We start from the raw sequence: 14430 nt of genomic DNA on the forward strand, positions 1-14430 counted from the left end.
GCTGGTTCGCCAGAACGCTTACACATGAGTCAATTTTTTCATATTCACCCTGAGAATCCGCAATTGCGTTTGATCAAGCAGGCGGCCCAGATCATCCAGTCCGGCGGCGTCGTGGCCTTGCCCACGGATTCCTGCTACGCGCTGGTGTGCCAGCTCGACGACAAGGGCGCCGTCGAGCGCCTGCGCCGCATCCGTGGCGTGGATGAAAAGCACCATCTGACCTTGCTGTGCCGCGACTTGAGCGAGCTGGGCGTGTATGCCCGGGTCGACAACCGCCAGTTCCGCCTGCTCAAGGCGGCCACGCCGGGCGCCTACACCTTCATCCTGGAAGCGACCAAGGAAGTGCCGCGCCGTCTCAGCCATCCTTCGCGCAAGACCATCGGCCTGCGCGTGCCGGAGCACCGCATCGTGCAATGCCTGCTGGAAGAGCTGGGCCAGCCGCTGCTGGGCGCGACATTGACCCTGCCCGGCGACGAGGAGAGCCTGACGGATGCCGACACCATCCGCGAACGGCTGGAAAAACTGGTCGACCTGATCATCGACGGCGGCGTCTGCGCGCACGGCCCCAGCACCGTGATCGACCTGACGGGGCCAGAGCCGGAAGTGGTGCGCGTGGGACGCGGCGACCCTGCCGTGCTGGGCTTGTAGAGGGGCATTGCCCACCTGTTGCGGCGCAGCTCTTCATTTGTTCTTAATGACAACGTAAGAAAGGGCCTGGGACGCCTCTGGTAGAATCGCGGTCATGAGCGATTTCAATACGATAGTCCAGACCGTTGCGGTGTACCTGGTGCCGGTGCTGTTTGCCATTTCCCTGCATGAGGCGGCGCATGGCTACGCCGCCCGCTATTTCGGCGACCCCACGGCCTCGAACGAGGGCAGGCTGAGCCTCAATCCGATCCGGCATATCGATCCTTTCGGCACGATCCTGCTGCCGTTGATACTGTATTTCACGATCCAGGTACCGTTCGGCTATGCCAAGCCGGTGCCCGTCGATTTCAGCCGCCTGCGCAATCCGAAGAAACAGATGGCCTGGGTGGCGTTTGCCGGGCCTGGCGCCAATTTCGTCATGGGCCTGGGCTGGATGATCGCCTTTGTCGTGCTCAGCGTGCTGCCGCCGACGGAAATGGGCATGTTTTTCCGCAAGATGGCGGGCGCCGGCGTCAGCGTCAATGCGGCCATGTTCGTCTTTAACCTGATTCCCGTGCCGCCGCTCGATGGCGGACGCATCATGACGGGCTTGCTGCCGATGCAGCTGGCGCGCCCGTACGCCAGCATCGAGCGCTACAGCCTGTATGTGTTCGGCGCCCTGGTGCTGCTGATGTACACGGGCATCCTGAACCGCGCCCTGCTGACGGCGATCGAATTTGTCATAGGCATTTTTGTCACCGTGGTCACGCCCCTGACGGCCCTGTTGACTTGATGCAAGCAACTGGATGGTTGTAAATAATTGATGGAAGTACCGATGCAAGCAATTGAACCAACAGTAGACACTGAAACGATTTCCGGTTGGCTGCGCCGCTGGGCGCCCCTGATCCCGGGCGGCGAAGTGCTGGACCTGGCCTGCGGCGCAGGCCGCCATGCGCGCCACCTGGTGAGCCTGGGCCACCCGGTGCTTGCGCTCGATCATGATCCGGAAATGCTGGAAAAGGCGGCCGGCACGGGTATCACCACCTCGCTGGTGGACCTGGAGGCGCCGGGCGCCGTGTGGCCCTTCGCTCCCGGCCGCTTTGCCGGCATCGTCGTCACCAATTATCTGCACCGGCCGTTGCTGGAAGCCATGATTGCCAGCCTGGCGCCCGATGGCGTGCTGCTGTATGAAACGTTTGCCGAGGGTAATGAGCAGTTCGGCAAGCCGTCGAATCCGAAATTCCTGCTCAAGGAAGGCGAAATGCTGACCTGGGCGGTGCAGCAGGGTTTGCGTGTGGTAGCGTATGAAGATGGGCGCGTCGAACAGCCAAAAGCTGCTCTGGTGCAACGAATTTGTGCCGTCCGGCCGGATTTTCCACGGTTGGCAGCCTTGCTGCCGACGTTTTGAGCGGCCATACTATGTCAGAATGCACCACAGGCGCGGGCTATCCGCTACAATCGTTGTTTTATTTATCGGCGCTATAAACTTACTATGATCAAGGGCAGCATTGTAGCAATCGTCACCCCGATGCACGCAGACGGCAGTCTGGACTTTCCAGGTCTGCGCAAGCTGATCGACTGGCATATCGCCGAGGGTACGGACGGCATCGTCATCGTTGGCACAACGGGCGAATCGGCAACAGTCAGCGTGGAGGAACACTGCGAACTGATCCAGTTGACCGTCGAACATGCCAAGGGACGCATTCCTATCATCGCCGGTGCCGGAGGCAACTCCACGGCCGAGGCCATCAAACTGACGCGTTACGCGAAAGAAGCGGGCGCCGATGCTGTCTTGCAAGTGGTGCCGTACTACAACCGTCCTACCCAGGAAGGCATGTACCAGCACTTCAAGGCCATCGCCGAAGCCGTCGACATCCCCGTCATCCTGTACAACGTGCCTGGCCGCACGGTTGCCGACATGAGCAACGAAACGATCGTGCGCCTGTCCGCCATCCCGAATATCGTCGGCGTGAAAGATGCGACCGGCAATATCGGCCGCGGCATCGACCTGCTGCGCCTGGTGCCGGCCGACTTCGCCGTGTACTCGGGCGACGATCCGACGGCCATGGCGCTGATGTTCTGCGGCGGCCACGGCAACATTTCCGTGACGGCCAACGTCGCGCCGCGCGCCATGCACGAACTGTGCGTCGCGGCCATGGCGGGCGAGCGTGCCAAGGCGATTGCCATCAATAACAAAGTTTTCCCTCTGCACCAGAAATTGTTTGTCGAGCCCAACCCGGTGCCCGTCAAATGGGCGATGGCCGAAATGGGCCTGATGCCTGCCGGCATACGCTTGCCACTGGTGCCGCTGGCTGAAAACTGCCATGCCACCGTGCGCGATGCCTTGCGTGACGCCGGCGTCCTGTCTTAAGGCCGAACTTCAAGCCCGGACTTGACCAGTCCGGACCTTCCCTGATTCCAGCTGCTACTTAGCTTCTTATCCAGTTACGACATGACTAATTGCAAGAAAAACCAATCGGCGCCTGCCACCATCGCCGTCCGCGGCATCGTCATCGGCGCCGTCGCAGCCAGCCTCGCGGGCTGCGGCATGATCAGTTCGGTAGTCGGCGGCGACAAGGTCGACTACAAGTCGGTCAAGAAAGCCGGCACCCTGGACGTGCCGCCTGACCTGACGCAATTGCAGCAGGACAACCGCTACTCCTTGCCGGATGCGAAAAACGGCGTGGCCACGGCGTCCGGCTACAACGCGCAGCGCAACGCCACGGCCGGTACCCCGGTCGTCGTGGGCGCCGACGGCGTGGTCGGCGTGGTGCCGGTCACGGCAGGCGGCGTGAAGGTCGAGCGCGCGGGCAACCAGCGCTGGCTGGTCGTCAAGCAGTCGCCCGAGGTGCTGTGGCCGCAGCTCAAGCAATTCTGGGAAGATTCGGGCTTTACCATTGCCGTCGACCAGCCGACGGCTGGCATCATGGAAACCGAGTGGAACGAAAACCGCGCCAAGGTGCCGCAAGACTTTATCCGCAGCACCATCGGCAAGGCCTTCGATTCGCTGTACTCGACCGGTGAAAAAGACAAGTTCCGTACCCGCGTGGAGCGCCTGGCCGACGGTTCGACCGAGATCTACATCAGCCACCGCGGCGTGGAAGAGGTTGTCACCGGCCGCGACAAGGAAACCACCACCTGGACCGCTCGCCCGAACGATCCGGGCCTGGAAGCGCAATTCCTGGCCAAGCTGATGACGCGCCTGGGCGCGGCCAGCGACGAAGCACAAGCGAAGACGTCCGTCGATGCCGCGATTGTGCAGCCGCAGCACGCCAAGCTGGTGGGCGATGCCGCCACGCCGGCGCGCGCCATCGAAGTCGATGAGGGTTTCGACCGCGCCTGGCGCCGTGTCGGCCTGGCGCTGGACCGCGTCGGCTTCACCGTGGAAGACCGCGACCGCACGCAAGGCACGTATTTCGTGCGTTACGTCGATCCGGACGCGGTCAAGAAAGATGGCTTCTTCTCGAAGCTGTTCAGCTGGGGCTCGTCGTCCGACAAGGACAAGGAAGCGCAGCGCTACCGCGTCCTGGTCAAGGCCGGCACTGGCTCGACCAGCTTGGTCAGCGTCCTCAGCAACGAAGGCAAACCCGATACCTCGCCGGTGGCCGAGAAGATCCTGGGTCTGCTGAATGATCAGTTGAAATAAGCGCTACATTCGCGGCAGGCATCAGAACCTGCCGCGCATTAAAAAGGCTGGCCCGGGAAACCGGGTCAGCCTTTTTTAATTGTGAATGCACTTGGACGTAGCAACGCCCAACAAAACCGTAGCGAGCGCCAGTGATTTGTGGCTAAGAAGCGCAACCGTACTTTAGTACGGTGAGCATCGCAGGCCGCAAAGCGCCGCGCGCAGTAGGTTTGGTTGGGCGTTTACCCAACAAAAAAGCCGGCCCTAAGGCCGGCTTTCTCTAGTGCCGGGTGCTAATTACTTAGCAGCCGATGCAGCAGCCGAAGCGGCAGCAGCAGCGTCCGAAGCGGCCGAAGCAGCGCTCGAAGCAGCAGCAGCAGCGTCGGTAGCGGCCGAAGCAGCAGCGTCAGCAGCAGCAGCTGGAGCAGCTTCAACTGCTGGTGCTGGTGCTGGGGTTTCAACTACTGGTGCTGGTGCAGGAGCTTCTTCTTTTTTGCTGCAAGCAGCCAGAGCAACAACCATCAGGGAGGCGATCAGCAGGGATTTTTTCATTTGTTTTCCTTAATTATTTCAAAAAATAAATCAATATTGTTGCGATGAATAATTACCGGTAATTATCGCTCGTTAGGTCGTCTTCGAAGGCTTTTCGTACCAGGTGGTGCCTGCCAGACAACGGAAACTTCCTAACCGAATATTATAGCGATTTTTGGTGCGTCGCAATAGGAGCAAGAGGCAAATTCGCAACTATTTTGTGATATCGCAATATTTGCTGAAGCAAATTGCAAGCAAGTGTAAGCGATTTGCGAAAGCGCGACAAAACGATATAAAAATAATATGTTTCATTGCGCTGGCGCAGAAGCTGTTATTTTACCTACTGTAATACCACTTTGCTACGACACGCTCATTCAAGCCAGTTCGATCCAGCCATCCTGATACCAGGTATACAAAGCATCCATCACGTCATCGGATGCCTGTGCCACGGCGGCGCCATCGAGGGCGCGTTCGTTGGCCAAGGTTTCCAGGGCCGTTTTGTCGGCCTTGCCAATGGCAAACGATTCGCCATTGATGAAGACATTCTTGCCACGATACAGCATCAGCGTCTTGCGCGACAACACGACACCCTTTTTCTGTGCGGCATCCGCGAAGCGGCCCACCGTCAGCGGCTTGGACAGCGGCGTGAAAAACACATTGTGCTTCGGTTCCGACAGGTGTTCGCCCAGGAAAATGGTCACGTCTTCTTCCGTGAAGCGCACCTTGTTCATTTCTTCCGCGATGGTGCTGAGCATTTCACGGGGGATTTCCGCCGGCTTGCCCGACGCTTTCAGGTCGGGATCGCTGTAAATGCCCGGCAAGTCGATCGAATCGGCCATGAATTGCAGGAAAGCTTCGCCCAGTTCCTGGAATGATGGCGAGCGGAAACCGATCGAATACGTCTGGCAGTCGCCGATGGCCACGCCGTCGTGCGCGTAGTGGGGCGGCAAATACAGCATGTCGCCCGGTTCCAGCGTGAATTCTTCGTCGGGCGTGAAGTTGCTGAGGATTTTCAGCGGCAAGCCGTCGATGAGGCTCAGGTCCTTCTGCGCACCGATGCGCCAATGGCGCTTGCCCTGGCCTTGCAGCAGGAACACGTCATAGGAATCGAAATGCGGGCCCACGCCGCCGCCATCGGTGGCAAAGCTGACCATCAGGTCGTCCAGGCGCGCGTCGGGCAGGAAGCGGAACTGGCGCAGCAGGGCGTCGGCCTTGGCGCTGTGCAAGTTGGCGCCCTGCACCAGCAAGGTCCATTCCTTCTGTTTCAGCGAGGGCAGGCTGGTCAGCGGACCCTGCTGCATGTTCCAGTGGCCATCCGCATGGCTGACCAGACGCGATTCGACGTGGTCCAGGGTAGCCAGCTCGGCCAGGGCCTTGACATCGAACAGCGCCTTGAAGCCAGGCACGGCTTGACGGATCAACAAGGGTTTTTTATGCCAGTAGTCGCGCAGGAATTGCGCCGGCGTGATATCGCCGAGGAGAGTTAATTTTTTCATGCGCCCATTATAACAACCGGAAATGCAGGAATGCGCCTGCCGTTGGCGGCGTGAAGGTATAATTTGCCAGCTTATACAATGAAAGGAAGCATAATGAAGATTGCCAAAAATACGGTCGTGACTGTCAACTACAAACTGTCAGACGCGCAAGACAATCTGATCGAAGACGGCCGTCAGCCGATGGTCTACCTGCACGGTGATTATGAAAACACCCTGCCGAAGATCGAAGAAGAGCTCGACGGCAAGGAAGTTGGCTATTCCAACACGATCCAGATCGAACCGGATGATGCTTTCGGTGAATACGATCCCGCCCTGGTCAAGGTCGAGCCGCGCAATCGCCTGCCTGAGCCGCTGGAAGTGGGCATGCAGTTCGAAGGCATGCCGGAAAGCGATTCGCCGGACGAAGAAGCGATGATCTTCACCGTGACCGATATCGCCGACGACAAAGTCGTGCTGGACGGCAACCATCCACTGGCCGGCATCGCGCTGCGCTTCTCGCTGACCGTCGCTGACGTGCGCGAAGCCACCGAAGAAGAAATCGCCCATGGCCACGTGCATGGCGCACACGGCCATGACCATGGCGATGAAGATGATGAAGGCGAAGAGGGCGATCACTTCCGCACGCACCCGATTCATTAATACCGCTTGTTCCAGGCCGGCTATATGCCGGCCTGTTCGTTTGTGCCGCTGTAATTAACGACGTAGCGTTGACGCCTTGGCCCTCGCTTGCGCCGATGGGCGGGTGGCACGTTGACGTACCTCAAAGAATGGCGTCTTGCCGGGCCGTACGGCAATGGCGGACCAGTCGTTGTCGATGCTGACGTGGCCCAGGTTGCCTTTCCAGCTGATTTTTGGCGCGTCCGTCCTGGCCGCAGCCTTTTTGTTTTTGCCTTCCTTGCCGTCCGCTTCGGCTTTGCGCTGCGTATCGATCAATAACACCTTGCCGCTGAACTTCTTCGCCAGGGTGCGCACCTGCTTGCGCGGTCCGGCAAAACCATCCTGTTTCGAACTGAAGCTGGGCAGCAGCGAATTGTCGTCTTCATCGAGCACGCCCATGTCGCCATCGGAAAACAGCACGATGCCGTCGAGTTTCTTGCGTTGCGCCATGGCGAACAGGCGCTGCAGCCAGGAACGGTTGGCGACCAGCCGGTCTTCGAATTCGCTGTTGCGGCCGGCTTCTGGCAGGAAATGGTTGTTATTTGCGGGCAGGTTGATGGTGGCAAACAGCACGCCGCCGTATTCCCAGTGGGCGTTTTCCGCATAGCTGCGGAATTTCGCCGTCGATGATAATCGCGACAGGGTCAGCTTGCGCTGGCCCAGGCTCTGGTCGTCGGCGAAATACACGTCGCGCAGGCGGTTCAGGCGTTCGATGGCGTTGATGCGGCCGCGCGAATTGCGGCAGTTGGCCCAGTCGCTGGCCGACAGCGAGACGATCAGCGGCGGACCGCTGGCGTCCAGCAAGTCCTTGCGTTGGCTGTACAGCTTGTCGCTGCACGATTCGCTGGCGGCCTTGATGCCGGTGGCCACGACGAAGGACGCGTTGAAAGCGCTGGTTTCCGCGATGGCTTTTTTCAGGGGGCCATCGTCGGGCCCCGCGTTGAAGGAATGGCCCAGCACGGCAAACTCGAAGCCGGCCTGGTCGCCCGGGGCCGCCAGCGCCGCTTGCCATGGCAGGCTGACGGCCAGCAAGCCGGCAGCCAGCAGGCGGATCGTGCCGCGCCGGATCGTCATGCGGCGGCCAGCCGTTTCAACTGATACAGCTGCTCCAGCGCATCGCGCGGGGTGAGCGCGTCGGGATCGAGGTCGGCGATGGCGTCGAGCAATGCTTGCTGCGCCGCGTTCAATGCGGCCAGCGGCGCCGCCGCTGCCTCGTCTTCCTCTTGCGCATACGGATCGGCGGAAGGCAGCGCGAACAGGTCGCGCTGCGGCGTGGCGTCCAGCGCCTGCGCTTCCAGGCGCGCCAGGTGCTTGCGCGCGGCCTTGATCACGGGTTGCGGCACGCCAGCCAGCTGCGCCACCTGCAAGCCGTAGCTTTGCGAAGCGGGACCGGCTTGCACGGCGTGCAGGAAGACGATGCTGTCCTTGTGTTCGACGGCGGACAGATGCACGTTGGCGGCGCTCGGATGGCTGTCCGGCAATTGCGTCAGCTCAAAGTAATGCGTGGCGAACAGAGTGAAGCTGCGGCTGCTGTCGATCAGATGGCGCGCGATGGCCCAGGCCAGGGCCAGGCCGTCGAAGGTCGAAGTGCCGCGGCCCACTTCATCCATCAGCACCAGCGAATGCTCGGTGGCGCCGTTCAAAATCGCTGCCGATTCCGTCATTTCCACCATGAAGGTCGAGCGTCCGCCGGCCAGGTCGTCGGTGGCGCCGATGCGCGTGAAGATGCGGTCGATGGGGCCGATGGTGGCGGATGCGGCCGGCACGTAGCTGCCCACGTAGGCCAGCAGGGTGATCAATGCCACCTGGCGCATGAAGGTCGATTTACCGCCCATGTTCGGGCCGGTAATCAGCAGCAGGCGGCGTTCGTTGACGAGGCGGCAATCGTTGGCGATGAAGCGTTCGATCTGCTTTTCCACCACCGGGTGGCGGCCTTCGACGATGTTGATGCACGGCTCGTCGACCAGTTGCGGCGCGGCCCAGTTGTGCTGCTGCGCGTGTTCCGTCAGCGCATTCAGGGTGTCGAGCTGGGCCAGGCCCTGCGAAATCGTCTGCAAGGTGCCGATGTGTGGCGCCAGCTCGGCCAGCAGCAGGTCGTACAGCAGTTTTTCGCGCACCAGGGCCTTGTCTTGCGCCGACAGGGCCTTGTCTTCGAACACTTTGAGTTCCGGCGTGATGTAGCGCTCGGCGTTTTTCAGGGTCTGGCGGCGGCGGTAGTCGTCCGGCACCTTGTCCGTCTGGCCGTGCGTGACTTCAATATAGAAGCCGTGCACCTTGTTGTATTCGACGCGCAGGTTGGCGATGCCCGTGCGCGCCCGTTCGCGCGTTTCCAGGTCGAGCAGGAACTGGCCCGCGTTCTCCGACAGGGCGCGCAATTCATCGAGTTCGGCATCGAAACCGGTGGCAAACACGCCGCCGTCGCGCACCATCGCGGCCGGTTCCTGCGCCACGGCGCGCACCAGCAAGTCCAGACAGGCCGTCGGTGTCGCCAGTGCCGCGTGGATGGCGGCCAGCAAACCCGTTTCGCCGCCCTGGCCGGGACCATAGCAGCGCACGACGTCGCCGCGCAGGGCCGGCAGTTGCAGCAAGCCGTCGCGCAGGGCGGCCAGGTCGCGCGGACGCGCCGACAGCAGGGCGATGCGCGTGGTGATGCGTTCGATATCGGGCACTTGCGCCAACGTGGCGGCGAGCGGACCGGCCGCCTCGCTTTGCGCCAGCGCGGCAATCGCTTCATGGCGCGCGCGCGCCACGTTCTGGTCGCGCCGCGCATGGTGCAGCCAGTGGCGCAGCATGCGCGAACCCATGGCCGTGCGGCAATGATCCAGCAGGGAGAACAAGGTCGGCGATTCCTGCCCGCGGATGGTTTCCGTCAATTCCAGGTTGCGGCGCGTGGCCGCGTCCAGGCCGATGAATTCGCTTTCCGTTTCCGTCGTCAAGGAGCGCACGTGCTGCAAGCCCCGCCCTTGCGTCGATTGCGCATAGCGCAGCAGCGCGCCGGCCGCGCCGAACGCGGCACCGAGGCCGTCGGCGCCAAAGCCCGTCAGGGTCGCCACGCCCAATTGGTCGAGCAGGGCCTTGTGGCCGCCCACCACATCGAAATGCCAATCCGGCACGCGGTTGATGTGCGTGCCCGCGTAGTCGTCGAACAGGTTGCCGTTGTCGCCGCTGAGAATTTCAGCGGGCACGATGCGTTCCAATTCCTGCTGCAGGCGCGCCGCCACGGTGGCGCTGTCGCCGGAAAACTCCATCAGTTTCAAGGCGCCGCTGGCCAGCGACAGCCAGGCCAGGCCCGTGGTGACCGTCTTGCGCTGCGTGATGCTGCACATGGCCAGCAGCGGGCGCTCGGCCTTTTCCGGCAGCAAGTCCGCATCCGTCAGGGTGCCGGGCGTGACCACGCGCATGACCTTGCGCTCGACGGGTCCCTTGCTGGTGGCCGGGTCGCCGATCTGTTCGCAAATGGCCACCGACTCGCCCAGCTTGACCAGCTTGGCCAGGTAGCCGTCCAGCGAGTGAAACGGCACGCCGCACATCTTGATGGGGTTGCCGCTGGCCACGCCGCGCGCCGTCAGGGTGATGCCCAGCAGGCGCGCCGCTTTTTCCGCATCCTCGAAAAACAGCTCGTAGAAATCGCCCATGCGGTAGAAGACCAACATCGTCGGGTGGTTTTCCTTGATGCCCATATATTGTTGCATCATGGGCGTGAGCTTTTCAGCCGAATTCTTCTTTGCCGCGGCGGCGTTGATTTCTTTTGGGACGGTGGTCATGTGTTCTTTGTCGTTGGTCCGGCCGCAGGGAAGGCATGCGTGCCGGGCTGTGGGTGGTGCTGTTGTGCGTGCCAAGCCGCGCCAGTGGAGCGGAGCTTGGGTTCAAGGCCGTCATTTTACCGCTTTCGGCGGGCGGAGCGGGGTATTGCGTGCGGATGTGAAAAAGCCGCGCTTGTGGAGGTCGGGGCGGCCTGGGTAGAATGAAATTCTATTTCCATTTCGCAAGACGATGTGCTTGCTTTGGCCGTGGCCGCCTTTGCAGAGCAAGTCTTCAAGTAGACCATCGAGCGAGTGTTTCGGGACGGGGAGGCTCCGCTCTCCATTTCGCGAAAGTGGCCATCGTTATTCGTGGGCCCAGTCAATCTTGGCATGCTGCGCTCTGGCGATTGCAGCTGGAAAGACGCTGGTCATAGGGCCGCTCTCAAAAGCAACAGGTGGCAACAATCATAAACTCGTTTATCATTATTCGACCTGATGCCATCGCTTTCTGTTGCCCATGCTGATATATCTCGATGCCGCCATGCTGGAAGAGCCGGAAAGGAAGACACTTTCCCGTTTTTTTAGAAAGCCCTTTACCGACGAAAGTTGTGCGCTGGTGGCTGAGCGGTTGCCGCATCTGGCGCAGGTTTATCGGGCGCTGGCAAGCTCAATGCCGACGTGGCGAGGTGGAACATTGTTGTCGCAGGTGCACCAGGCTGAGCGCGTCTTTCAGCAGGTCGCGCAGTTGGGACCTGACCAACTTCCGCTGGTTCCGGAACTGGTGCTCGCCCGACAGGTCGAACTGCTGGAGGAACTCGTCCGCGATCACGCCGACTTCGTTCATCAGCGCAGCGAGCAGCCAAACCAGCGGTTCAAGCTCGACGCTGACAGCAGCCGGGTTGCCGTGCGTGCATTCAGCTTCCACGAAGTGGTCTTCCTGACGCTGATGGGGATATTGGAAGCGCAGGTAACGCGCCAACTGGTGACGTTTTCCTTCACGCCGCACGGTGGAGAAATCTTGTACAACCGGACGATCACAACGACCATGGAGGCGCAGTCTCAACTGTCGTTGACGCTGGTGCTGCGTGACGTTATTACCCACCTGCGTCATGGCGACCTGACCCGCACCGCCAGCATCCTGACACTGTTGCGGCCCGAGCTGCTCGACACGCTGGAAGACGCTTTTCTGGACAGTTTCTTCTCTATCGGCACGTATATGGCACGCGATGCCTCCTCGTCGGAACTGATCAGCGGCGCGCGCGAACTATGTCGTTGGTTCGCGCTGCTTGAAATTGTCCGACTCGCCGACGAAGCGGGTGTCATACCGAACGATGCTCTATGTGAGCGACTTGAACTTGATCGAGACCTGCTGAACCTCGTGCTGGCTGATCGCGCCGCTGCTATTCCATCTAATCGCGGCATTTACGTGCACGCTGGCGGCTGCCTGAGCCTGGGAAAAACGGGGCTCGGACACGCGGTCCATTGCTGCAAATCCGCCGCCTTGAGCGGGGAGCAGGCCCGTGACCTCGGCGAAAAATTTGAAAAGGAAATTACGGAATACATCACGCGACGCGTTTCTCCAGCGGATTATGTGGTGCGGGCCGGATTCAAGCGGAGCGAAAATGGCAAAGGCAAGATGTACGACTGCGACCTGATCATTTTCGAGGTGGCGCGGCGGCAGATATTTTTCATCCAGGCGAAGTGGAAGCGCAATAGCCGTACGGCTGATCTGGGCGATGAATTGAATTATTGGGGCGGCAAGAATTGGCCGCTGACGAAAGGCGTGAAGCGACTGGTCGCCTTGCGCCAACGACTTACGGAAAAGGACGTGCTTGCAAAGATTAAGGGCGCACTGGGCGATATCAGGCTGACCGACCAGCATATTCTCGCGAACTCGCATTATGTCGTTGTGCACACGCTGCCGTCTTTCAGCGCTTATCAGATCGATGGTGTCGCAATCTACGAATGGAATCTGTTCCGCAGGCTACTGCAAAGGGGCGCAATGGAGCGTAGCATGTGGACAGGCGGGCCGCATGCCGTGGCCATCGTCCTGCCCGAGCATCGGCATCACACTATGCTGAAGCTCGAAGACCCAAATCAGGTTCTGGACTATTTTTACACGATGGCCGGTGGCAATCTGGCGCAACTGCCGCGCGAAAAACAAGACCGAGAGCAGGCGAGGTATGGATTTGATCTAGCATTGCCATCTGCATCGCTATGGTGCCGCATGAGGGGAAACGCCACGCTGCGCGTCATACGTCCCTACACCTAATCGATTGGATAGACTTTTCTCACCGGCCATACCAGCAACGCGCACCTTTCCGCGACGCGGCGAAGTAGCCCGCCAGCTCAGGCTCAGCACCTGGCCACAGCACCAAAGGCACGCAGCATAAGGCCACAGAGCATCAGGACCACATCACGAAAGGAAGAGTCATGTCGATGAGCGCCGTTCCTGGAAGGATCCGCAAATTGCAGGTGGTCTCGCGCTCTTCCTCGTGGGGCTGGCGTGGGCATCCGTCATAACGACGGCTGTGGATGCCGAGCCAGTTCCTGGCGTGCGCGCCGGAGCCGAGCTCAACGCGGACATCCTTGGCCAGTAGCGGTTGACGAAGGTGATCGACGCCGCCGACATCGCCTCGATGTCGGACCGGCAGGCGCGCGCGTTGATCGGCAAAACCGTCGCGGTCACCAAGGACAAGTTCGTGTTTAATGGAGGGGCGTGTGCATCGCCGAGCTACGAGCGAAGCGTCAACGACTTGGCGCGCTCGTTTCGAGAGCAGGGGCATGTGAGCTCGGCAAACATGGGGTTGCCCGACCCGGTCACGGCGATCGACGTCTGCTGCACCCACCTCTTTTTGAAGGAACCGGGCCGCATCCTGGTCTATTGGAACGGCTTTTATTTCGATGCGGTCAGGACAAGGAAGTGAGTGGCGTCAGAATGGTTATGTCACCATCCATATTACTGAAATTTGGCACTGGAACTGGCGAAGGTCGCGGGACACGTCCATTTTTCAAAGTCGGCCGAGGCGGAGTAGATACCTGCGAGGAAGGAATATCTCCAGCCAACAACGCGTCTACTACTGACGGTCAGCACACTAGCTTGTGTGCTGACATAAAGCCTGGCGTCATTCGCGTTTTACAGGGTAGTGGCGCGTAAGGGCTCGCGCCCTGTTCCAGTAATGCGTTTCTGTTTCAGCCAGTGGTGCCAGACCTTAAAGAGCGACGGTACCGCCGACCGAACTTTCCGGGTCGAAAGAAAATACGCGCAGTTCCGGTTGAACGTCTTCGCCGCGCATAATGCGCACGGTCATGACGAAGGACAATTCCCAGCGACCGGCAGCATAGCCTACGTCCAGATTGTGTTTCCACTCCTGGCGGATGCGGTGCAGGGGCGGCAGTTCCGGTTCGCCCAGCAGTTGCTGAATTTCGAAGTCCAGTGGTAAATGATAGGTGGCGCCCACGGCTTGCAAGAATGGGGATGGCGGCGAGTACACGGTCGGTACTTTCGGACCGATTTGCGTCAATTGCGGTACGGTGATGATGCAGCAGTCGACGATCTGGAACGAGGTGAAGCCGCTTTCCTTGGAGCCACAGCAGGTAACGTCGAGGTAAACGTGCTGGCCTTTCTGGAAGTGTACGCCGCCCATGTAGGGACCGTGGCGGGGGTCTGCCGTTCCATCGCACGAGGTGAAGCTGTAATCCAATTGGTTGGTGATTTGATCTGCATCGAAGTGTACGGATAGCTTCATCC

Annotated in this window: 13 protein-coding genes; 8 read left to right on the forward strand and 5 right to left on the reverse strand. The window is 60.5% G+C overall.

Features of this window, described 5'->3' with window-relative positions; genetic code table 11:
- The first annotated feature begins 24 nt into the window (after positions 1–24).
- From OX462_RS07080 to bamC, 5 genes are all read left to right on the forward strand, one after another.
- Positions 25–648 (forward strand): L-threonylcarbamoyladenylate synthase, encoded by a 624-nt coding sequence (locus OX462_RS07080; protein ID WP_409028074.1) that lies wholly within the window; start codon positions 25–27, stop codon positions 646–648.
- 94 nt (positions 649–742) lie between these two features.
- A complete protein-coding gene (locus OX462_RS07085) occupies positions 743–1420 on the forward strand; it encodes a site-2 protease family protein (RefSeq protein WP_070221427.1) in 678 nt (225 codons plus the stop codon).
- A 42-nt stretch (positions 1421–1462) separates the two neighbouring features.
- Positions 1463–2035 (forward strand): class I SAM-dependent methyltransferase, encoded by a 573-nt coding sequence (locus tag OX462_RS07090; protein WP_121670209.1) that lies wholly within the window; start codon positions 1463–1465, stop codon positions 2033–2035.
- An 84-nt stretch (positions 2036–2119) separates the two neighbouring features.
- On the forward strand, positions 2120–2998 hold the full coding sequence (gene dapA, locus OX462_RS07095; RefSeq protein WP_070221426.1) for a 4-hydroxy-tetrahydrodipicolinate synthase: 879 nt from the start codon (positions 2120–2122) through the stop codon (positions 2996–2998).
- Between the two features lie 81 nt (positions 2999–3079).
- Positions 3080–4273, forward strand: a complete 1194-nt coding sequence (bamC, locus tag OX462_RS07100) for an outer membrane protein assembly factor BamC (RefSeq protein WP_070221425.1) — start codon at positions 3080–3082, stop codon at positions 4271–4273.
- Between the two features lie 276 nt (positions 4274–4549).
- Here bamC and OX462_RS07105 read toward each other — a convergent pair whose 3' ends face one another.
- Entirely contained in the window at positions 4550–4804 is a 255-nt protein-coding gene (locus OX462_RS07105; protein ID WP_071650198.1) for a hypothetical protein, read from the reverse strand.
- 353 nt (positions 4805–5157) lie between these two features.
- Complete coding sequence (locus OX462_RS07110) at positions 5158–6279, reverse strand: cupin domain-containing protein (protein ID WP_070221424.1); 1122 nt, start codon at positions 6277–6279, stop codon at positions 5158–5160.
- Between the two features lie 93 nt (positions 6280–6372).
- On the opposite strand from OX462_RS07110, the gene OX462_RS07115 reads away from it, so the two are divergent.
- Positions 6373–6918 carry an FKBP-type peptidyl-prolyl cis-trans isomerase gene (locus OX462_RS07115; protein ID WP_070221423.1) on the forward strand — a complete coding sequence of 182 codons (546 nt, stop codon included), beginning with the start codon at positions 6373–6375 and terminating at the stop codon, positions 6916–6918.
- Positions 6919–6972: 54 nt separating this feature from the next.
- Here the strand turns inward: OX462_RS07115 and OX462_RS07120 are convergent, their stop codons facing one another.
- Positions 6973–8010, reverse strand: coding sequence for a hypothetical protein (locus OX462_RS07120; protein WP_070221422.1), 1038 nt, complete (start codon positions 8008–8010; stop codon positions 6973–6975).
- Entirely contained in the window at positions 8007–10700 is a 2694-nt protein-coding gene (gene mutS / locus OX462_RS07125) for a DNA mismatch repair protein MutS (RefSeq protein ID WP_070221421.1), read from the reverse strand. The genes OX462_RS07120 and mutS overlap by 4 nt, the downstream gene beginning before the upstream one ends.
- Positions 10701–11196: 496 nt before the next feature.
- Between mutS and OX462_RS07130 the strand changes: the two genes are divergently transcribed.
- A complete protein-coding gene (locus OX462_RS07130; RefSeq protein ID WP_070221420.1) occupies positions 11197–12951 on the forward strand; it encodes a hypothetical protein in 1755 nt (584 codons plus the stop codon).
- Positions 12952–13291: 340 nt separating this feature from the next.
- The gene (locus OX462_RS07135) at positions 13292–13606 is read left to right on the forward strand and encodes a hypothetical protein (protein WP_409028075.1); all 315 of its coding nucleotides are present in this window, start codon (positions 13292–13294) and stop codon (positions 13604–13606) included.
- Positions 13607–13891: 285 nt separating this feature from the next.
- Here OX462_RS07135 and OX462_RS07140 read toward each other — a convergent pair whose 3' ends face one another.
- Positions 13892–14428 carry a hypothetical protein gene (locus OX462_RS07140; RefSeq protein ID WP_070221418.1) on the reverse strand — a complete coding sequence of 179 codons (537 nt, stop codon included), beginning with the start codon at positions 14426–14428 and terminating at the stop codon, positions 13892–13894.
- Positions 14429–14430 lie beyond the last annotated feature (2 nt).

This window comes from Janthinobacterium aestuarii (assembly GCF_046113285.1).
In the GTDB taxonomy this organism is placed as follows: domain Bacteria; phylum Pseudomonadota; class Gammaproteobacteria; order Burkholderiales; family Burkholderiaceae_D; genus Janthinobacterium.

Excerpts from the sequence above, each read along its gene's own strand:
- OX462_RS07130 (WP_070221420.1), top strand. The coding sequence starts at position 11,197 with ATGCTGATATATCTCGATGCCGCCATGCTGGAAGAGCCGGAAAGGAAG.
- OX462_RS07090 (WP_121670209.1), top strand. The coding sequence starts at position 1,463 with ATGCAAGCAATTGAACCAACAGTAGACACTGAAACGATTTCCGGTTGG.
- mutS (WP_070221421.1), bottom strand. The coding sequence starts at position 10,700 with ATGACCACCGTCCCAAAAGAAATCAACGCCGCCGCGGCAAAGAAGAAT.
- OX462_RS07110 (WP_070221424.1), bottom strand. The coding sequence starts at position 6,279 with ATGAAAAAATTAACTCTCCTCGGCGATATCACGCCGGCGCAATTCCTG.
- OX462_RS07140 (WP_070221418.1), bottom strand. The coding sequence starts at position 14,428 with ATGAAGCTATCCGTACACTTCGATGCAGATCAAATCACCAACCAATTG.
- OX462_RS07085 (WP_070221427.1), top strand. The coding sequence starts at position 743 with ATGAGCGATTTCAATACGATAGTCCAGACCGTTGCGGTGTACCTGGTG.
- OX462_RS07105 (WP_071650198.1), bottom strand. The coding sequence starts at position 4,804 with ATGAAAAAATCCCTGCTGATCGCCTCCCTGATGGTTGTTGCTCTGGCT.
- OX462_RS07120 (WP_070221422.1), bottom strand. The coding sequence starts at position 8,010 with ATGACGATCCGGCGCGGCACGATCCGCCTGCTGGCTGCCGGCTTGCTG.
- OX462_RS07080 (WP_409028074.1), top strand. The coding sequence starts at position 25 with ATGAGTCAATTTTTTCATATTCACCCTGAGAATCCGCAATTGCGTTTG.
- dapA (WP_070221426.1), top strand. The coding sequence starts at position 2,120 with ATGATCAAGGGCAGCATTGTAGCAATCGTCACCCCGATGCACGCAGAC.
- OX462_RS07115 (WP_070221423.1), top strand. The coding sequence starts at position 6,373 with ATGAAGATTGCCAAAAATACGGTCGTGACTGTCAACTACAAACTGTCA.
- bamC (WP_070221425.1), top strand. The coding sequence starts at position 3,080 with ATGACTAATTGCAAGAAAAACCAATCGGCGCCTGCCACCATCGCCGTC.